This window comes from Mycobacterium sp. NGS59, from assembly GCF_059812345.1.
This window is the reverse complement of sequence record NZ_JCALCN010000038.1, coordinates 18,563-37,401: the sequence shown is the minus strand read 5'-3', so window position 1 is coordinate 37,401 and position 18,839 is coordinate 18,563. Positions and strand designations below refer to the sequence as shown.

Sequence of the window (18,839 nt, the reverse complement as noted above, 5' to 3'; positions counted from 1 at the left end):
GCCGAGAGCCGCCAGCCGCTCAGGGCGGGCCAGCGGGTGATGTTGGCGGCCACCAACGCATCCACCCGGGCCAGCACCTGGGGGTCCTCGATCAGATCGGTGCGCGAGACCACCGTGGCGAACGCCGAGAAACCGATGTCCCCGCGCTCGAACACCGCCGCGGTCTGGGGCAGGCGTTCCCCCATGGCGCGGGCATAGTGGACTTTGCCCGAGGCCCAGGACTGGCTGATCTTCAGGCCTGCGGCCACTTCGGCGGCCACCGCGGCCGTGGTGTCGATCGCCCACGCCTGGGTTTCGGCGCTGCGGGAGAGCCGATAGCTAAACAGCTGCCAGATCGCGGCCAGCTGGGTGGCCTCGGCCTGGTTGATCAGCCGATCGGCGTTTTGAATATGGGTCATCCACGCCGTGGACGCCGCGGTGGTCTCGCTCAACGCCTCCCGATGGGCGAACACCGCCCCCATCGACTCCTCGAACTGCGCCACCTTCGCCGCGGCAGCAGCCTCCGGATCCGATTGTTCGAACATACGTTCGATACTACCACAGGTTGCAGAAGGCCGCGAACCCCCAGTGCATGCGGGCCGACCGTGGGGGCACTCATTAGGCTGCCGCGCATGAAAGCAGTCGTCGTCGGCGCCGGAATCGCCGGACTTGCGGTCGCCAGCGGACTGCAGCGGGCGGGCTGGGAAGTCCAGGTCCTGGAACGGTCGGCCGATTCGCAGCCGCCGCGCGCCGGATTGTCCATCTTCGGCAACGGTTTTCGGGCTCTGGACGAGCTCGGCCTCGGGCCGGCCGTCCGGGCGATCTGCGCCGACGTGCCCCCGTTCACCAAGTCGGGCATCCGCAAACCCGACGGCGGGTTCGTCGTCACGTTCGACAAGGCGGCATACGAGCACCTGCGCGCGGTCGACCGCACCGAGCTGCACGCGGCGCTGCTGGGCACCCTCGCCCCCGGCACCGTGCAGTGGGGACAGCGCGTCATCGAGGTCAGCGACGGAGCCATCCGGACCGACGACGAGAACGTCGCCGCCGGTGCAGACCTAATCGTCGGAGCCGACGGCATCCGCAGCCGGGTCCGCGCGAGCCTGCCGCAGGACCGCCCGACCCGCCGTTGCGGCTACGGGGTGTGGCGCGCTCTCACGTCCCGGCCCGTGCCCATCGGCGAGGGCGGCGAGACGTGGGGTGCCGGCGAGCGATTCGGGCTGGCCCCCCTCAAGGACGGCCGGGTGTATTGGTTCGGTGTCGCGGACTGCGCGAAAAACGAAACCGGCGTCGAAGCTCTCGACGAGGTCCGAACCCGCTTCGGTCACTGGCACGAGCCGATCGCCGAACTGATCGATGCCACCGATCCCGGGGCCGTCCACTACACCCACGCCGAAGAACTCGAGGGACCGCTGAAGTCCTACGTGCACCGCAACGTCGTGCTGATCGGTGACGCGGCGCACGCAATGTCGCCGAATCTCGGCCAGGGCGCCAACCAGGCACTCGAGGACGCCGCAACCCTGTGTGCCCTACTCACCAACCAGGATCTGGGTCAGGCGCTGCAGAGATACGACCGGCTCCGTCGTCCCCGCACCCAGCGCATCGCGCGCGAATCGCACGCCATCGGCATCGCCGGCCAGTGGCGTCATCCGCTGCTGGTCTGGGCACGCGAAACGGGCATGACACTGGTTCCGAACTGGATTTTCAGCCGCCGGACTCTCCGACTGCAGGAATGGAAAACGTCCACCTAGAAAATTAACGGTGTGTAAGGTTAGCCTGTCCTGCACCAAATCTGCGTCGCGACTTTCCCAGGGGCCTTACACATGCTGATCGAGATGACCGGCGTCAGCAGGACCTATCAGCGGGGCCAGGAGCTGGTCAAAGCGGTCGACAACGTCACCTTGTCCCTCGGCACCGAGAAGCTGGTGGCCATTACGGGACAGTCGGGTTCGGGCAAGAGCACGCTGCTGCACCTCATCGGTGGCATCGACCGTCCCGACCAGGGCTCGATCACGGTCGACGGCGAGGAGCTGTCGCGCAAGAGTGACGACGAACAGTCCGAATACCGGCGCCGCAAGGTGTCGTTCATCTTCCAGTTCTTCAACCTGCTGCCCACGCTGACCGCCTGGGAGAACGTGGCCATGCCCCGGGTGCTGGACGGGTCGTCGATCAAGGAGGCCCGCCGGGACGCCTGCGAATTGCTGGAGATGGTGGGGCTGGGCGACCGCATCGATCACAAACCCTTCCAGTTGTCCGGGGGTCAGATGCAGCGCGTCGCCATTGCCCGCTCGCTGATCATGAAGCCGGGTGTGGTGCTGGCCGACGAGCCGACCGGCAATCTGGATTCGGAGTCCGGCAAGAACATCCTTGCGTTGTTGCGCAAGATCGCCGACGAGGGCGCGTGCTCGGTGCTGATGGTGACGCACGACCCGACGATCGCGGCCGCCGCCGACCGCGAAATCGTCATGCGTGACGGCAAAGTCGTCGAATCCGCATGATCGCCCGCTTCAGGCTGCTCAACCTGCGCTACGCGGTTGCGCACTGGAAACGATCGTTGAGTTGCGTTGCGGCGGTGATGATTGCGACCGCGTTGTTGGTGGCCATCGCCGGAATTTACAGCTCGTTGACCAAATCGGTGGCGACGATGTCCGAAGACCTCTACGGCAGAGCGGCTTTCGAGGTCACCGGCGCGGCCGACAGTGGTATGCCCGAATCGCTGGTCGCCGAGTTGCACGCGGTCGACGGGGTGGCCGCCGCCGAGCCGATCGTGAAGGCGACGGTCAATGCTCCCCGTTCCGGCACAACGCTTCTCGGTGTCAGCCCCGATATCCGGGTGCTGGACAACCGGGTGGGCAACGAACTGGTGCAACAGGCCGATCAGAGCAAGCTGGCCGGCGGCGCGATCGCCGGCCCCGGCCTGGGCACCGCTGCCGGCGCCCAAGTGGAAGTCAACAACACCCGTGTGAACGTGGTTTTCGTGCCCAAGGGGGATCTCGCCGAGAAGTACAACGCGGGAGACTATTTGATCGTCCCGCTGCCGATGGCGCAGCAGCTGCTCAACCAACCCGGCCGGGTGACGTCGGTGTTCGTCGTGGCCAAGCCGGGCGCCGACCTCAAAGCGTTGAGCGCCGATCTGGTTCGGGTGGTCGATCACCGCGCGGTGGTCGCCGAACCGCAGTTCCGCGTCGCCCAGACCGACAACTCCGTCTCGCTCACCCGCGACACCTTGCTACTGGTCGGTTCGATCGCCCTGGTGGTCGCGATGTTCATCGTCTTCAACACCATGAATATGGCTGTGGTGCAACGCCGTCCGATGATCGCCACGCTGCGCGCGCTGGGCGCCAGGCGCGGACAGTTGGCCAAGGACCTGCTGCTCGAGGTGGCCCTGCTCGGCTTTCTCGGTGGCTTGCTGGGGGCGCCGCTGGGTGCGGCGATGAGCTTCCTGGCGATCAAGCGTCTGCCGCCGTTGATGCTGCAGTCGGTCGACGTCAAACCGGACTACTTCTTCCCGGGAACCGCGATCACAGTGGTGATCTCGCTGGGGATCGTGGCCTGCGTGCTGGGCGCCGCCTGGCCGGCGATGATGGTCTTCCGGGCATCGCCGATCGCCGCGATGCGACCGGTGGAACTGGAAAGCCTGGGTGCCGACCGGAACCGCCCGCATTGGCTCGGGGTGGTCGTCGGGGCGCTGCTCACCGGCGCGGCGTTCTTCGTCGCACTGCGTCTGCACGACGAAAAGACTTTCGCCGGAGGTGTTCTGGTGCTGGTCGGTGTCCTCACGCTGTGCTGGGCGCTGGGTCCGGTGCTGGTGGCGTTGAGCAGCCGGATCGCCGCGCTGATGGGGCCGGCCGGTCAGGTCAGCCGCTCGACGATGACGGCGTCGGCCAAACGGACGTGGGCGAACCTGATGATCGTGATGATCGCGGTGGCGCTGGGCAGCGTGACCAGCGGCGTGCTGACCGACGTGGTCGACTCCACGGGAAATGCCTTCGCCTCGTTGGCCGGTGCGGACATGTACCTGTCCGCGGCATCGAAGGAAGTGGTGCCGATCAGCCCGCTGATCCCCCAGGGGACGGACCGGGAAGTGCGGGCGATCCCCGGTGTCGTCGACGTCAAACCGGTCCAGTACGCCTTCGTCAACGTCGGCAGCGACCGCGTTCTGGTGGTCGGCTCCGACCCCGGCACAGTGACCCCCGCCTTCGCCGCGATGGAGCACGCGGTCCGCGCCAAGGTCGAGGCCGGCGACGGCATCGTGGTATCGCGACAACTGCTCAGGCGCCTGGACCGCCGAGTCGGGGACACGCTGACCCTGAGCACCCCGTCCGGTGAGCAGAGCGTGCAGATCCTCGGTGTGGTCGACTATCTGACCACCGAACGCGGCATGATCGCAATGTCGTTGTCGCACATGAAATCCTGGTTCCAGCGTGACGGCGCCACCTACCTGGAAGTGCACGTCGACAATCCCGGCGACGTGCCCGCCGCGCTGCGACAGCTCGAAAAGGTCGCCGCGGCAAAGGGTTTGTTCGCCTTCAGCGGACAGGACGCCGTCGACTCGGGCAAGGGTGCGGTGGCCCAGATCGGCTCGCTGGCGGTCTTCGTGCAGTGGATCGTGGCGCTGTTGGCGGCGATGGCGCTGTTCAACGCGTTCATGATCTCGGTGATCGAACGCAAGCGGGAGATCGGCGTGCTGCGCGCCATGGGTGCGTCGCGGCGCTACATCACCAAGTCGATCCTGGTGGAGTCGACCAGCATCGCGTTGCTGGGCGGCGCACTGGGCATGCTGACCAGCGTAGTGGTGCATCGACTCGGCACGCTGATCATGAGTTCGGTCACCGCTATCACCGTGCGGTATTCGTTCTCGCCGCTGGACCTACTCACCGTCGTGGTCGCGGTGATCCTCTGTTGGAGTGGGGCTTTGCTCCCCGCGTCTCGTGCCGCGAAATCGACCATCGTGGACGCCTTGGAAGTGGAGTAGCCCGTGGAGGAGCGCCAACTGATGACCGACGCCCGCCCGGCGCCACCGGCCGGGCCATCCGGGCTAACCGGGTTTCTGCAGAAGCCCAGTGCGGAACGGCTGGAACTGGTGCGGACCTGCCCCGGCATCGACGCGCCGGCCACCTGGCGCCTCGCGCAGTTCGTGGCGTTCTCGCGGCCCAGGACGTGCATCCCGGGCATGCTGGGCTTCTATCTCGCCAGTGTCGTCGCCGGCCAGGTCTCACCACTGGCCCTCGTCGTCGGGATGATCGTCTCCTACCACATCGCCGCGATAGCGAACCTCTACAACATCTACACCGACATCGCCGAGGACAACGAGAACATCCCGTCCCGGGTGTTCGAACTCAGCCGCTACGGCCGCGACCGGCTGTTGCGCCACACCCACCTGCTGGCCGCGATCAACTTCGCGCTCTCGCTGCTGGTCAATCCGTGGTTCGCGGCCCTGACGTTCCTGGCTTTGATTGGCTGCCAACAGTATTCGTTCCGACCGTTGCGCATGAAAGCCCGCGCCCGGATCGGCATCCTGTATTTCGCGAACGCGGTGGCGTATCCGTATGTGAGCGCGGTGCTCGCCTCGGATCTGAGGTTCGCTGTGCTGACCGACCCACAGTACTGCGCGTTGGCCCTGTACCTGTTCGTCTGGTTCTGCGCCAAGGGCCTCACCAAGAATGTGCCGGATTACGAAGGGGACAAACGGGTCCACGTGACGACGTCGGCGACGTTGAGCGCCACCAGGCGCCGCGCCGCGATGATCGCCGCGGTCGCGACCGTGCTGGTGTACGCGGCCATCGTGGTTCCGGTGGGTGCCGGCTTCCTCGCCGCCAAGTATCTGATCGCCCTGATCTGGTTGCCAGTGGCGTGTTTTCAAGCCTGGCGTCTGGTGCACACGGTCGATCAGAAATCGTCGAACGACATGCTGCGTGACGACATGTTCGTCTCGGTCGGATATCTGTCGACGCTGATCCTGATCGAACGAATCTCGTTCGTCTCGGTCGCGGTGGTGGTCACCGGATTCGCCATCATGCTGCTCACCGACCGGCTGCGGCTGGACACCAGGCGTGCGGAGGACTTCGAAACGCCATGAGGGTCAAGCGGATTACTCACCACGGCGACCCCCGGAAGCTGCGAATGGATTTCGATCTGTCCCGCAACGAACTGCACCTCGACCCCCTCCCGCAGGTGCTGGAATTACTCGCTACCAGCGCGGTCACCCTCAGCCATTACCCGCAGCACCACCATGTCGCGGAACTGACCGCGGGCATCAGCGCCCTGCACGGCGTCCCGCGAGACCAGGTCGTCATCGGTCCGGGCAGCGTCGGCGTGCTGGACGCGATCCTGCATGCCGATCCGGTGCGAGAGTCCACGATCTTCGGGTTGCCGACGTTCGACGAGTACGCGGTGCTGGACGCGCGGGCCGGCGGCGTCCCGGTCGGGGTGGCCAGCGACCCGCCGGGGACCCAATCGCTAAACGGCATCCTTTCCCATGTCGACGCGTCGACCCGGCAGGTGATCGTCGCCGCGCCACACAGCCCCACCGGCGCCACGGTGAGCCTGGCCGACCTCGCCGCGTTGCGCCACGCTCTACCCAAACATGTTCTGCTGGTTGTCGATCAGGCCTACGCGGAGTTCGACGAGACCCTGCCTCCCGACGCGGTGGGTCGCCTGGTGACCGAACTCGACGGCGTCGCGGTGCTGCGTAGCTTCTCCAAGGCATACGGTTTGGCCGGTCTGCGCATCGGCTACGGAGTCTTCAGCGGCGCCGCACTGGCCGGCCGGGTGCGCTCGGCCGTCCCGACCTACTCGGTGAACTCGGTATCGATGATCGCTGCGGCCGAGTCGCTGCGGCATCAGGGGCCGCTGACCGACCGGGTGATGCGCGTGGTCGCAAACCGGAAACGGTTGGAGGCCTTTTTGATCGACCAGGACATGGACTGCGGGATCGCCTCGCAGGGAAACTTCGTGTGGGTGCCCGCGCAGGATTCGCACACACTGTTCCGGCACGCCCTGAACGACGGCATACTGGTGCGGGAATATCCCGGCTTCGGCGTGCGGATCACGGTTCAATCCGACGCTTCGGTGGATGCCGTCATGGCGTCGTTGAGCACCTACAGCCCGATCAATGTATAACCGGCATCTGTTCTCCAACGCGCTTGGGCGACAGCGGTTCGCCGACGAGTTGGTGGACTATCTGATCGCCCTCGGTGTCGAATACATCTTCGGGATGCCGGCCGAGTCGGTGAACTCGTTGATTCACGCCGCGGGCAAGCGCAGCGAGATTCAGGTCGTCACCACCCGGCACGAGACCGCGGCAGCGCTGATGGCCGTGGGCTACGCGAGAGCGTCCGGCCGGCTCGGGGTGTGTTTCGGCACCGCGGGACCCGGGGCGACCAACTTGGTTGCCGGCGCCTACGAGGCATTCCTCGGCCGAATTCCGTTGCTGGCCATCAGCGGTCAGGTTCCGGTGGCCAGCATCGGCCGCGACACGTTCCAGGAGATCGACTCCGAAGCGCTGTTCCAGCCCTGCACGTCCTCGTCGGTGCTGATCCACTCCCCCTCGCAGTTCGAGCGATTCGCGCGGTCCTGCGTGTCGGCGGTGCACGAATCCACCGCCTGCCACGTCGCGATTCCCGGCGATGTGCTCTACGCGCCGATCGGTGGCAACGAGACGGGATTCTTCGTACCCAAGCCGCCGACGCCCGCGCCGGCGAGTAAGGAAGAGTTGCGCTCGGTCACCGAGTTCCTGAAGTCCGACGACCTGGCCATCGTGCTGTCCTGCGCCGATGCCGCGTATGTCAGCCTGGTACAAGGACTTTCGGAGCGGCTCAGTTGCCCGATGTACGACGTCGCGGGCACCGGCGTGATCCCGGCGGGTGACGTGCTGGTGGTGGGACGTTGCAGCCCATTGCTGAAGCACCGTGTCCACGGGCACGCGAACCTGCTCGAACTGACCGACCGCCGGTTCACCGGCAAGGCTTTGCCGTACATCAGGCAGGTCGTCTGCGACGTCGAAGCCACGCTGCTGACACTGCTGGACCTGGACCAGCCAGAACACGAAACCGCAAGCGAAGAAACGGTATTCACCGACCTGCCGGACGACGCCGGCATGTCCAGCATCGCCGGGATCCCCGGTGCGGCCCTGCCGATGGGCATCGGGGCCGCGCTGGCCGGGAAGTCGCGCAGCGTCGTGGTGACCGACTATCCGAACCTGAGCCAATTCGTCGCCGAACTGTCCAGCCTGGTGACGGTTGACGCGAATGTATCCATCCGCTGCCAGGTCGACGAGCCCGAAATCCTCTCCAAAATAAGCTATCTCGGCGCCGCGATGGGTTTGAGCACCGGCACCGCCCGCACGGAAGGCCCGGCACTCATCGCCGTGCGGCGCAACGCACCGGCCGCGCCGGCGGCGCCGGTACGTCCCGGCGAACGGTCACTCGCTGCGGCACTGCAGACGAATCTCGTTGCGCCGGTACAGATCAGCGACTTCTGCGCACCGTCACTGCCCGCGTTCGGTACCGCGCAGCGCAACGCCAACGTCCAGGCGCCATCGATGAGCGCGGCCGGGCTGCGCAAGGCAGGGCGTCCCTCGGCCGGTACGGTCGCCGCGACCGGACCCGCACTGCTGTTGCAGCTCAACGGGATCTACGACGCGGCGCTGGACAACGCCCGCATCCTGGTCGTCACCGTCGAGACCGACACCTGGCATCTCGACGCGCAGCGGGTGCTCGACGAGGTCACCGTGGCGCACTACGTTGTCGATGACGTGACGACGGCGGCCGCGACGGTCAGAGCCGCGTGCGCGGCCGCCGCGGCGCCGGGCGGCGGCGTGGTGCATCTGCAGGTCCGACGCGACGCGCTGGAAACACGATGGGACGACTGCGACAGCCGGACCGAGATACCGGCCCCGAGGCCGGCCCCGCCGGACCATGCGGCGCTGGACGAGGCGATCGCCGCGATCCGCTCCGCGCCCCGGGTGGCCGTCGTCGCCGGTCGCGGCGCCGCCGGTTGCACGGACCTACTCACCGAGCTGTCGGCCCTGCTGGGCTGCTCGGTGCACCTGACGATGGGCGGCGACTCGGTGGTGGACAGCCCCGGCCTGCGCGCCCACGGCCGCGTCGGCGGCTCGGGTGACCTGCGCGCGTTCCAGCAGGTCGCCCGCGCCGACGTGCTGCTGCTGGTCGGCGTGTCCAACCGCGGGTCGGCCTTCGACCTGGGCGCAACCGGGCGCACCATCGTGGTCAACGTCGACCCCAACGCGATGCTGCGACTCAAAGAGCAGGACATCTGCGTGCTGGGCGACGCGGTGACCACGCTGGAGGCGATGGTCGGCGCGCTGCGCGCCGACGCTCCCGAGCAGCCGTCGCCCCCGCGGCCACGCCGCCGCCCCCGGCTGCGCCCCGTCGAACGCGCCCCGCTGCGCGCGTCCAACCTCACCCAAGCCATCGACGACGAGCTCGCCCGGTTCGACGGGATCTCCACGGTGTGCGCGGACGTCGGCGTCAACACGCTGTGGGTGTACCGGTACATCACGTCGATGACGCGCAGCATCTGGTCGGCATCGTTCGGCACCATGGGCTTTGCGGTCCCGGCGGCGATCGCAGCGGCCAAGAACACCGACACCCGACTGGTGGTCGCGGTCGCCGGCGACGGCGGAACATCGGTGACGCTCAACCAGATTCGCTCATCGGTCGGTGTCACCAAACCGGTGGTCTTCGTCGTCGTCAACAATCTGGCGCTGGCCGCGATCAAGTTCGAGAGCGAGATCATGGGCTGGCCGGACCGCGGCTCGGCGATCCCGGACATCAACTTCGCGCAGTACGCCGCGTCCGTCGGCATCGAGTCCCGCCGGGTCGACACCCTGCGCGATTTCCGCGCCGCCTTCAACGAGGCGATCAGCGTGAACCGGCCCTACCTGATCGACGCGCGGTGCGTGCTCAACGACGCCCCGGTGCAGGCCGGCCGCAAGCACTGGCGCCAGGTCGCCGGGTTCTTCGTCGCCTGGTCCAAAGAGGGCCGCGACGGGGCCGGCACGTTCGGCGAGGTCACCCGCGCCGTCGTGGCGGGCAAGCTGTATGAGAAGGGCATCGCGGACTAGGCACGCGACACCGTAACCGGCAGTCCGCCCTTGACCATCACGGAGAAGGTGAACTGCGGTTCGGGCTGCCAACCGTCCGGCACGCTCAACCGGTAGCGCTGGAACAGGATGGTCAGGAAGAACTGCGCCGCCATGTAGGCCATCGTGGTGCCCAGGCAGAAGTGTTGTCCCGAGCTGAACGGCATGAACGCCAGCCGTGGCCGCGCTCGCACCTGGTCGGGGTCGGTGAACCGGGTGGGGTCGAACCGGTCCGGGTCCGGCCACCATCTCGGGTCGCGGTGCACCACCGACATCGAGGCACCGACCAGCGTGTACTTGGGCAGCCGATAGCCGCCCAGCTCGTTGTCGGTCATGCAGAACCGCGGGAAGAACGGGTGTCCCTGCATCCGCTGGCCCTCGTCGAAGCAGGCCCTGGTCCAGCCCAGCCGGGACACGTCGTCGAAGGTGGGCAGCGACCCGCCCAGCACATCGATCTCCTCATACAGCCCGGCCAGCTGGTCGGGGTTCGTCAGCAGCAACGCCACCGTCCAGCTCAGTGCCGCGCCGGTGGGGTCATACGCGCCACCGAGCAGTCCGACGATCTCGGCGGCCAGGTCGGGCCGGGAGATGGGCGAGCCGTCCTCGTAGCGGGCCTCCAGCAGTGTGTCCAGGAAGTCCGGGGTCTCCAGCGGGTTTTTCTTGCGGTCCTTGATCAAGCGTCCGACCAGGCGATAGATCCGGGTCAGCGCCGGCAGCAGGCTGGATCGCCCTTTGTGCGGCAGCAGATTGGGGAACGGCACCATCAACGTGGTCATCCCGAGCAGGCCGGTGATGGCCCGCATGTCGGCGTCAAGACGGCGCAGTTCCCGTTCCCCGATCGAGGCCGAGAACAACGTCTTCAGATAGACCTTCAACGTCAACAGCGATATCTCGTACTGCAGGTCCACCGGCGCTCCGGTGCCCGCGAAGGATCCCCACCGGGTGAGCCGTTCGTCGAATTCGCTGCTGAAGATGTCGGCCATCGTGGTCAGGTGCCGACGGGTGAACATCGGCATCAGCATCTTGCGGCGTTCCCGCAGCTTGGGCCCTTCCAGCATGATGCTGTTCGCGCCGATCACCTTCAGCAACGGACCGAGCAGGTCGTAGCGGCTGTAGCGGCCCTCGGAGTCATCCATGAACTCGCACAACAGGTCCGGGTGGGTCACCGCGACCATGTCCAGCAACGGCATCGGGATGCGGAACATGTCGCCGTAGCCGGCCGCACCGCGACTGATCAGCTCGAAGGGATCCTTGCGCAGCTCGAAGAAGGAGCCGAACACCGGCAAGCCCTTGGGACCGGGCGGCAACGGCGCCGGACGGCCGGAACCGCGCGCGGCGCTGAGCAGCGTAGGCACCGACAGCCGGGTCGGCCACAGCGGGTCCTCGCGCGTCCGCGGTGCGACGACGGGGGCTAGCACGGGCGGGAGGCCGGTTGGCTCGTCGCTTTCCTGCTCGTAGGGCCGGTACGGCGGCTCTTCCGCAGCGGTCAACGTGTCACAACCTTTCGTTAGGCACGCCTAAGTTACCGCGGCGGCCAGGTCGGCGGCGAACCGCGTTGCCTGCCGCACGGTGATGCTCGCCGAGGTGATCCGGATGCCGCACCGGGGACGGTAGGGATCGACGGCGAAGATGTCCCCGGGCTGCACCGCCCAACCTGCCCGCGTCAGCCGTGCGACCGTCGCGTCGACCGTCTCCGGGTCGGCAAGGTCCACCCACAGATTCAGCCCGTCGGGCGAACCCAGCGGCGAAATGCCCTTGGCCGCAAGCGCTTCCGCGAGCACGTGACCGCGTTTGGCGTAGGTTCGCCGGGCACGGCCCAGCCGTGCGACCGTCGCGGCATCGGTGAGCATGTGCGCGGCCGCCGCCTGCAGCAGATGACTCACCCAGGTCTTGCCCGCCCGCAATCTTGCGCCGATCAGCTGAGCGGTCTGCGGGTTGGCGGCCACCATCGCGACCCGGATGTCCGGGCCCAGAAACTTGGCGACGGAACGCACCAGCGCCCAGTTGTACGTCGAGGGCGGGGTCACCCGGCAGTACGGCGCCGACGACACCAGCGAGAAGTAGTCGTCCTCGATGACCAGCACTTCCGGATAGTCCGCCAGCACCGCCCGCAGCGCCGCGGCACGCCGCTCGTCGATGCTCACGCCGGTCGGGTTGTGTGCTCGAGGGGTGACGATCACCGCCCGGGCACCGCGATTGGCGATCGCGTTGCGGAGTCCGGCCACCGTCATGCCGTACTCGTCGACCGGGACGGGCACCCGCTGATAGCCGTTGAGCCGGACGGTGCCGATGCTGACCAGGAAGCACGGGTCTTCGACGGCGACCGCGTCCCCGCGGGTCAGGCAGATGCTGAGCACGCGCTCCACGGCGTCGACGGCGCCGTGGGTCACGACGATGTCGGCCGCGCCGACGCTTTCGACATCGGGCGCGAACATCCGCTCGGCCACCGCCATCAGCCGGGGTTCGACCGCCGGCGCCCCGTACAGCGTGGGCCGGTATTGCGAGCGGCGCAGCGCCGCAAGCAGATCGGGCAACAGCCTCGGATCCGGGTTTCCGCTGGCCAGATCGACCAGCCCGGACGAGGGCAGCTGCTCGGCGTCCAGGTCGGGCATCTCGGCGATCGCGGTCCCGCGGCGCCCCTCGGCAACCGCCACACCGGCCGACACCAGTTGCCGATACGCCGCGGCGACGGTGTTGCGGTTGACCTGAAGTTCGGTGGCCAACGTGCGGATCGGCGGCAGCACCGCGCCCGGCGCGAGATCCCCGCGCGACACGAGATCACGGACGCTGTCCGCGATCGCGCTGGCGGTCGACCCGGAAATCGGCGGCACGGGAGTCAATGTACCGGCGCAGACGCGCCCAACTGTGTATTTTTGTCCTATGACAAACAATGCTAGGTTTAACCTCACAGTGAGAGGAAAGCTTTAGATGGTGGATCAACTCGTGCGCCCCGACGACGGCATCGGGAAACGGATTCTTGCGTTCATCGGTCGCCAGGAATGGCTCGACCGGCCCAGCTACCGGCTCGAGAACGTGCTCAGCTTTGTGTTCAATGCGCTTGGCGGAGCACGTAATCGGATTACGAACCTGCTCAACGGGGTCTGGCTGGGGCACCCGGCGCATCCGCCGCTGGCCTCGCTGGCCAGCGGTGCGATCGGAACCACCGTGGCCCTCGACGTGTTGCACGCGTTGCCGCATCGACCCCCGTTCGAGCGACGCGACTCGGCACGCTTCGCCCAGAACGCGCTCGGCATCGGCATCCTGGCCAACCTCGCCTCGGCCGTCACCGGCGTCACCGACTGGCAACACACCCACGAGGAAGATCGCCGGGTCGGGCTGGTGCACGGTGTGCTGAACCTGGTCGCGACCTCGCTCTACATCACGTCGTGGCGCGAGCGGCGGCGCGGGCGTCAGCTGCGCGGCACGGTGATCAGCGCGGTCGGCTACGGCATTGCGACCGGCAGTGGTTTCCTCGGCGGATCGCTGGTGTTCGGATCCGGGATCGGGATCGACCAGTCCGGCCCGCGGCTGCAGCTACCGGATTGGACGCCGGTGCTGGCCGAGACGGAGTTGCCGCAAGGACAACTGCAGCGCGTCGAGGTGGACGGGGTCGGGGTGGTCCTGTGCCGGAGCGAGGAGGACGAGGTGTCCGCGGTCGGCGAGTTCTGCCCGCACCTGGCTGCACCGATGGCCGACGGCTGGCTTGACCGCGGCCGCATCGTATGCCCTTGGCACGGTTCGCAATTCGACGCCCAGTCCGGGCAGGTGGTCCGCGGTCCGGCGGCCGCACCGCTGCCGTGCTACCAGGCGCGGTTGCACGAGGGCAAGATCGAGGTCCGCGGATGAACGCCTACGACGTGCTCAAAGACCACCACAATTTGCTGCGCAAGTTGGGTGGCCGACTGCGCGAGGCACCGGCCGGTACCCCCGAACGCGAGAAATGCATCGACGACCTGCTGCTCGAGTTCGACATCCACATGCGCATCGAGGACGACCTGTACTACCCGGCGATGGCGGCCGCCACCAAGCTGATCGCGATCGCGCACGCCGAGCACCGGCAGATCTACGACCAGCTGGCCGTGGCCTTGCGCACCTCGCCGAAATCCCCGGACTACGAAGCCGAGTGGAATTCGTTCCTGACGGTCCTCGAGGCGCACGCCGACGAGGAGGAGCGTGACCTGGTGCCGCCGCCGGCCCCGGTGGATCTGAGCGCCGAGGAACTCGACCGGCTGGGCCGGGAGATGTCCGAACGGATGGACAAGTTGCGCAACTCGAGGCTGCAGCGACTGCACGTGAAAGGGCGGGCCGCACTGTTGCGGGCGTTCTGAGCGCGCGGATAACGTTTACCGGATGGAGTCGCACGGTATAGGAGGACCATGACGCCATCCAGCGAAGTCTCGACCGCCGACAAGCGCCATCACGTCGTCATCATCGGAAGCGGTTTCGGCGGTCTGAACGCGGCCAGGAAACTCAAGCGCGCCGACGTCGACATCACCCTGATCTCCAAGACCACCACCCACCTGTTCCAGCCGCTGCTTTATCAGGTGGCGACGGGCATCCTGTCCGAAGGCGACATCGCCCCCACCACCCGGCTGATCCTGCGACGGCAGAAGAACGTGCGGGTGTTGCTGGGCGAGGTCAATGACATCGACCTGAAGGCTCAGACGGTCACGTCGAAGTTGATGGACATGGAGACGGTGACGTCCTACGACAGCCTGATCGTCGCGTCCGGATCCCAGCAGTCCTACTTCGGCAACGACGAATTCGCCACGTTCGCGCCCGGCATGAAGACGATCGACGACGCGCTGGAGTTGCGCGGTCGCATCCTCGGTGCGTTCGAGGCCGCCGAGGTGAGCACCGATCACGAGGAGCGGGAGCGGCGGCTGACCTTCGTAGTGGTCGGTGCCGGACCGACCGGCGTCGAGGTGGCCGGACAGATCGTCGAACTCGCCGAGCGCACCCTGGCCGGGGCGTTCCGGACCATCACACCCAGCGAGTGCCGGGTGGTGCTGGTCGACGCCGCGCCCCTGGTCCTGCCGCCGATGGGTGAGAAGTTGGGCGGTAAAGCGCAGCGACGGCTGGAGAAGATGGACGTCGAGGTCCAGCTCAACGCGATGGTGACCGCCGTGGACTACAAGGGCATCACGATCAAGGAGAAGGAGACCGGCGAGCGCCGCATCGAATGCGCGGTCAAGGTGTGGGCCGCCGGCGTGCAGGCCAGCAAGCTGGGTGAGCTGGTCGCCAAGCAGTCCGACGGCACCGAGACGGACAAGGCCGGGCGCGTGGTGGTGGAACCCGACCTCACCGTCAAGGGACACCCGAACGTCTTCGTCATCGGCGACCTGGCATCGGTGGAGGGCGTGCCCGGCATGGCGCAGGGCGCGATCCAGGGTGCGAAGTACGCCACCAAGGTGATCAAGAACATCGTCAAGAGCAAGGACGATCCGGCCACCCGCGAGCCGTTCAACTACTTCAACAAGGGCAGCATGGCGACGATCTCGCGGTACAGCGCCGTGGCACAGGTCGGCAAGCTGGAGTTCGGCGGGTTCATCGCCTGGCTGGCCTGGCTGGTTTTGCACGTTGCATACCTGGTGGGCCACCGGAACCGGATCGCCGCGTTGTTCTCCTGGGTGATTTCCTTCGTCGGCCGCACCCGCGGACAGATGGCCATCACCAGCCAGATGATCTACGCCCGCGTGGTGACCAAATGGATGGAAGAGAGCCAGGGACTGTCCGCCGCCGAGAGCCAGGGCGCGCTGGCGGCTGCCGAGCAGGCCGAAAAAGCCGAGCAGAAAGCCGGCTAGCCCCGCGCGAGCAGACACAAAAGCCCCTCATTTCGGTACGAAATGGGGGCTTTTGTGTCTGCTCGCGCTAACTCAGGGCCTGGTCGATGTCGGCGATCAGGTCGTCGGTGCCTTCCAGGCCGACCGAGATGCGCACCACGCCGTCGCCCAAGCCGATGGCGGCGCGACCTTCCGGGCCCATCGCCCGGTGCGTCGTCGTAGCCGGGTGTGTGACAAGGGATTTGGTGTCGCCGAGGTTGTTGGAGATGTCGATCAGCCGCAGCTTGTCCAGCACCTCGAAGGCCCGTTGCTTGGCGGCACCCTCGGGCGCGTCGAGTTCGAACGTGACAACCGTTCCGCCGCCGGTCATCTGGCGCTTGGCCAGGTCGTGCTGCGGGTGCGACCGCAGGAACGGATAACGCACCCAGCTGATCGCCGGATGCCCCTCCAGGAACTCAGCGATGCGGTGCGCCGAGGAATTGCTGTACTCGACCCGAACAGCAAGCGTCTCAAGGCCTTTGAGCATGACCCAGGCGTTGAAAGCGCTCATCGCGGGGCCGGTGTGGCGCATGAGTTTCTGCACCGGACCGTCAATGTACTCCTTGTCGCCGAGGATGGCCCCGCCCAGCACCCGGCCCTGACCATCGATGTGCTTGGTGCCCGAGTACACCACCACGTCGACCCCGAGCGGGAACCCCTGTTGCAGCAGCGGCGTCGCAAAGACGTTGTCCAGCACCACTTTCGCGCCCGCGGCGTGGGCCAGCTCGGTGACCGCGGCGATATCGACCAACGACTGCATCGGGTTGGACGGTGTCTCGAAGAACACCGCCTGGGTGGGGACCGACAGGGCTTGTTCCCACTGGGCGAGGTCGTCGCCGTCAACGAATACGGTTTCCACGCCCCAGCGCGGCAGGATCTCGTTGCACACCACGAAGCAGGAGCCGAACAGGCTGCGCGCGGCGACCAGCCGGTCCCCCGCGCCGAGCAGCGCGCCCAGCGAGACGAACACCGCGGCCATGCCGCTGGCCGTGGCGAACGCGGCCGGGGCGCCCTCGATCAGTCGCAGCCGGTCCTGGAACATCGACACGGTCGGGTTGCCGTAGCGCGAGTAGACGTAGTGGTCGACCTCGCCGGTGAAGGACTGCTCGGCAACGGACGCCGAGGGGTACACGTAGCCCGAGGACAGGAACATGGCCTCGGCCGTCTCTTCGAACCCGGTTCGGGTCAGTCCGCCGCGCACCCCGATCGTGGCCGGGCCGACGCCCTCGGGCAACGCCGACACTAGCCCTGCTTCCAGGGCAATCCGAGCGCGCGCCAACCCGTTTGACCGCGGTGACCGCGCGAGTCGAGTTGGCCTTCGAAGCCGTCGAGCACGTTGTAGGACGGCGTGATGCCGGCCTCGGTGGCGACTTCGGCGGCGCCGATGGATCGATTGCCCGAACGGCACAGGAACACCACCGGGCGCTCGGCGTCACCGGCCGGGGCGATCTGGTTCCGCAATTCGGACAGGAAGTTGGCGTTGTGTTGTCCGTTGGACTTGTTCCACTCGATGAAGAGCACGTCACGGCCCACACTGGACAGGTCGGGAACGCCGACGAAACTCCATTCGGCGTCGGTGCGCACGTCCACCAGCACGGTCTGGGGGTTCTCCACGATCAGTTTCCAGGCCTCGAGTGGCGTGATATCTCCTGCGTAACTCACGCGCGAGAGTCTCGCACATTCAGCCGTTCCGCGACCTGCCGGGCGCGGTCGCGGGCAGCGGACAGCTCGGGCGCGGTGGCCAGGGCCAGCCCCCGGCTGGACGCCCGGTCCGGTGATGCCGATTCGAATATCCGCAGGTCGCTTTCCGGGACGCCGAGCGCGGCGGCGAGCACGTCTGCGTCGGGCTTTGCGGCGGTCTCCCGCGTGACCAGCCGGGCCGCTCCCGGAGACACCATCATGGTGTCCACCGCCACCCCCAGGATCGCCCGGGCCTGCAGCTCGAAAGCCGAAAGTCGCTGGCTGCGCACGGTTACCCAGGCGCTGTCCGGCGGGCCGGCGGTGACTTCTGCGAAGTACACCTCGTCCCCGTTGACCATCAGCTCGACGCCGAACACCCCGCGTCCACCCAGGGCTTTGACGATCCGCGCGGCGATCGACCTGGCCGCGTCCAGCGCGGCGGTGCTCATCTGCTGGGGCTGCCACGATTCCAGCTCGCCGTCGGGTTCGCTGCGGTGCCCGATCGGGCTGCAGAACTCGATGACCGGACCGGACGGGCCTTCGCTGCGCACCACGATCAGCGTGACCAGAAATTCGACGTCCACCACCGTTTCGGCCCAGACGCGGCCGTTGCCGTCTTCGGTGGCAGCTTCGTAGGCCGCAGCGATCTCCTCGGCCGACTCCACCACCGACCGTCCCCTGCCGCCCGGGCCGGCGGCGGGTTTGACCAGCAGCGGGAAGCCGGCATGCGCGCCCACCGCCTCCAGTTCGGCCAGTGACTCGACGAACCAGAACGGCGCGGTGGGCAGGCCGAGTTCGTCGGCGGCCAGCCGGCGCAAGCCTTCGGAGTCGGCGGTGAGTTGCACCGCGCGCGCCCCGGGCACCAACTCGGTGTCCGAAGATTCCCGGGCGGCCACGGCTGCCACGTCGGCGACATCGCCGAGCGCCACCACGAAGTCCGGCGTGCGCTGTGTCTCGACGTCGTCGGTGTACACCTCGGCACCCAGGCGCTGCAGCGCCACCGTCAGTTCCCGGGCGGACTCGTCGGAGCCCAGCAGCAGCACCCGCGGTCCGGCTGCCACCGGCGCCTCGATGGGCCACGCCGTGGTGACCCCCTCGCCCTGTTCCTCGGTCCCGCCGTCAGTCACCGCTCAAGGATAGGGCGGGGCCGCCGCAACACAGCGGTGTGCCTCTTTTTGAGTTTTGGTGAAACTCTTGTGAAACTCTTTGGGCAGTACCAGTCAGGTGTCATCGAGGAAGGGGGGCCGCGACCG

15 protein-coding genes are annotated in these 18,839 nt (G+C 67.3%); 9 read left to right on the top strand and 6 right to left on the bottom strand.

Going from position 1 to position 18,839, the window contains the following annotated elements:
• The coding region (locus AC5Y46_RS24770) for a DUF222 domain-containing protein (protein ID WP_499993637.1) at window positions 1–524 on the bottom strand (524 nt) is incomplete at its 3' end.
• A gap of 87 nt (window positions 525–611) precedes the next feature.
• On the opposite strand from AC5Y46_RS24770, the gene AC5Y46_RS24765 reads away from it, so the two are divergent.
• The 6 genes from AC5Y46_RS24765 to AC5Y46_RS24740 all read left to right on the top strand — a co-directional run bounded on the left by AC5Y46_RS24765 (window position 612) and on the right by AC5Y46_RS24740 (window position 10,066).
• Window positions 612–1,730, top strand: a complete 1,119-nt coding sequence (locus AC5Y46_RS24765) for an FAD-dependent monooxygenase (protein ID WP_499944643.1) — start codon at window positions 612–614, stop codon at window positions 1,728–1,730.
• Between the two features lie 72 nt (window positions 1,731–1,802).
• The gene (locus tag AC5Y46_RS24760; protein ID WP_499944642.1) at window positions 1,803–2,477 is read left to right on the top strand and encodes an ABC transporter ATP-binding protein; all 675 of its coding nucleotides are present in this window, start codon (window positions 1,803–1,805) and stop codon (window positions 2,475–2,477) included.
• Window positions 2,474–4,954: an ABC transporter permease gene (locus AC5Y46_RS24755; protein ID WP_499944640.1), complete on the top strand. Its 2,481-nt coding sequence runs from the start codon at window positions 2,474–2,476 to the stop codon at window positions 4,952–4,954. The genes AC5Y46_RS24760 and AC5Y46_RS24755 overlap by 4 nt, the downstream gene beginning before the upstream one ends.
• Window positions 4,955–4,975: 21 nt before the next feature.
• Entirely contained in the window at window positions 4,976–6,058 is a 1,083-nt protein-coding gene (locus AC5Y46_RS24750) for a UbiA family prenyltransferase (protein ID WP_499944639.1), read from the top strand.
• Between the two features lie 44 nt (window positions 6,059–6,102).
• Entirely contained in the window at window positions 6,103–7,101 is a 999-nt protein-coding gene (locus AC5Y46_RS24745) for a pyridoxal phosphate-dependent aminotransferase (protein ID WP_499993635.1), read from the top strand.
• A complete protein-coding gene (locus AC5Y46_RS24740) occupies window positions 7,094–10,066 on the top strand; it encodes a thiamine pyrophosphate-binding protein (RefSeq protein WP_499944637.1) in 2,973 nt (990 codons plus the stop codon). Before AC5Y46_RS24745 ends, AC5Y46_RS24740 begins: the two co-directional genes overlap by 8 nt.
• On the opposite strand, the gene AC5Y46_RS24735 is transcribed toward AC5Y46_RS24740, so the two are convergent.
• Together AC5Y46_RS24735 and AC5Y46_RS24730 are read right to left on the bottom strand one after the other, a co-directional pair.
• Window positions 10,063–11,574 (bottom strand): cytochrome P450, encoded by a 1,512-nt coding sequence (locus tag AC5Y46_RS24735; RefSeq protein ID WP_499944636.1) that lies wholly within the window; start codon window positions 11,572–11,574, stop codon window positions 10,063–10,065. The genes AC5Y46_RS24740 and AC5Y46_RS24735 overlap by 4 nt on opposite strands.
• Window positions 11,575–11,601: 27 nt before the next feature.
• A complete protein-coding gene (locus tag AC5Y46_RS24730) occupies window positions 11,602–12,915 on the bottom strand; it encodes an aminotransferase class I/II-fold pyridoxal phosphate-dependent enzyme (protein ID WP_499993634.1) in 1,314 nt (437 codons plus the stop codon).
• A 97-nt stretch (window positions 12,916–13,012) separates the two neighbouring features.
• Here AC5Y46_RS24730 and AC5Y46_RS24725 point away from each other — a divergent pair, with 97 nt between their 5' ends.
• Genes AC5Y46_RS24725 through AC5Y46_RS24715 form a run of 3 tightly spaced genes read left to right on the top strand, consistent with a single transcriptional unit; the run spans window position 13,013 to window position 15,888 of the window.
• Complete coding sequence (locus AC5Y46_RS24725) at window positions 13,013–13,930, top strand: Rieske (2Fe-2S) protein (protein ID WP_499944634.1); 918 nt, start codon at window positions 13,013–13,015, stop codon at window positions 13,928–13,930.
• A complete protein-coding gene (locus AC5Y46_RS24720) occupies window positions 13,927–14,412 on the top strand; it encodes a hemerythrin domain-containing protein (protein WP_499993632.1) in 486 nt (161 codons plus the stop codon). The genes AC5Y46_RS24725 and AC5Y46_RS24720 overlap by 4 nt, the downstream gene beginning before the upstream one ends.
• 48 nt (window positions 14,413–14,460) lie before the next feature.
• Complete coding sequence (locus AC5Y46_RS24715; protein WP_499993630.1) at window positions 14,461–15,888, top strand: NAD(P)/FAD-dependent oxidoreductase; 1,428 nt, start codon at window positions 14,461–14,463, stop codon at window positions 15,886–15,888.
• Window positions 15,889–15,955: 67 nt separating this feature from the next.
• Here AC5Y46_RS24715 and AC5Y46_RS24710 read toward each other — a convergent pair whose 3' ends face one another.
• The 3 genes from AC5Y46_RS24710 to purT are packed head-to-tail and all read right to left on the bottom strand — an operon-like array spanning window position 15,956 to window position 18,713.
• Window positions 15,956–17,149, bottom strand: a complete 1,194-nt coding sequence (locus AC5Y46_RS24710) for an O-succinylhomoserine sulfhydrylase (RefSeq protein ID WP_499944631.1) — start codon at window positions 17,147–17,149, stop codon at window positions 15,956–15,958.
• The gene (locus AC5Y46_RS24705) at window positions 17,149–17,568 is read right to left on the bottom strand and encodes a rhodanese-like domain-containing protein (protein WP_499944630.1); all 420 of its coding nucleotides are present in this window, start codon (window positions 17,566–17,568) and stop codon (window positions 17,149–17,151) included. Before AC5Y46_RS24705 ends, AC5Y46_RS24710 begins: the two co-directional genes overlap by 1 nt.
• Window positions 17,565–18,713 (bottom strand): formate-dependent phosphoribosylglycinamide formyltransferase, encoded by a 1,149-nt coding sequence (gene purT / locus AC5Y46_RS24700; protein WP_499944629.1) that lies wholly within the window; start codon window positions 18,711–18,713, stop codon window positions 17,565–17,567. The genes AC5Y46_RS24705 and purT overlap by 4 nt, the downstream gene beginning before the upstream one ends.
• Window positions 18,714–18,839: the final 126 nt, after the last annotated feature.

What these genes read in the sequence shown, in the direction of transcription:
- AC5Y46_RS24745 (WP_499993635.1), top strand. Translation starts at nt 6,103, where the DNA reads ATGGATTTCGATCTGTCCCGCAACGAACTGCACCTCGACCCCCTCCCG.
- AC5Y46_RS24750 (WP_499944639.1), top strand. Translation starts at nt 4,976, where the DNA reads ATGACCGACGCCCGCCCGGCGCCACCGGCCGGGCCATCCGGGCTAACC.
- AC5Y46_RS24715 (WP_499993630.1), top strand. Translation starts at nt 14,461, where the DNA reads ATGACGCCATCCAGCGAAGTCTCGACCGCCGACAAGCGCCATCACGTC.
- AC5Y46_RS24755 (WP_499944640.1), top strand. Translation starts at nt 2,474, where the DNA reads ATGATCGCCCGCTTCAGGCTGCTCAACCTGCGCTACGCGGTTGCGCAC.
- AC5Y46_RS24760 (WP_499944642.1), top strand. Translation starts at nt 1,803, where the DNA reads ATGCTGATCGAGATGACCGGCGTCAGCAGGACCTATCAGCGGGGCCAG.
- AC5Y46_RS24725 (WP_499944634.1), top strand. Translation starts at nt 13,013, where the DNA reads ATGGTGGATCAACTCGTGCGCCCCGACGACGGCATCGGGAAACGGATT.
- AC5Y46_RS24740 (WP_499944637.1), top strand. Translation starts at nt 7,094, where the DNA reads ATGTATAACCGGCATCTGTTCTCCAACGCGCTTGGGCGACAGCGGTTC.
- AC5Y46_RS24765 (WP_499944643.1), top strand. Translation starts at nt 612, where the DNA reads ATGAAAGCAGTCGTCGTCGGCGCCGGAATCGCCGGACTTGCGGTCGCC.
- AC5Y46_RS24720 (WP_499993632.1), top strand. Translation starts at nt 13,927, where the DNA reads ATGAACGCCTACGACGTGCTCAAAGACCACCACAATTTGCTGCGCAAG.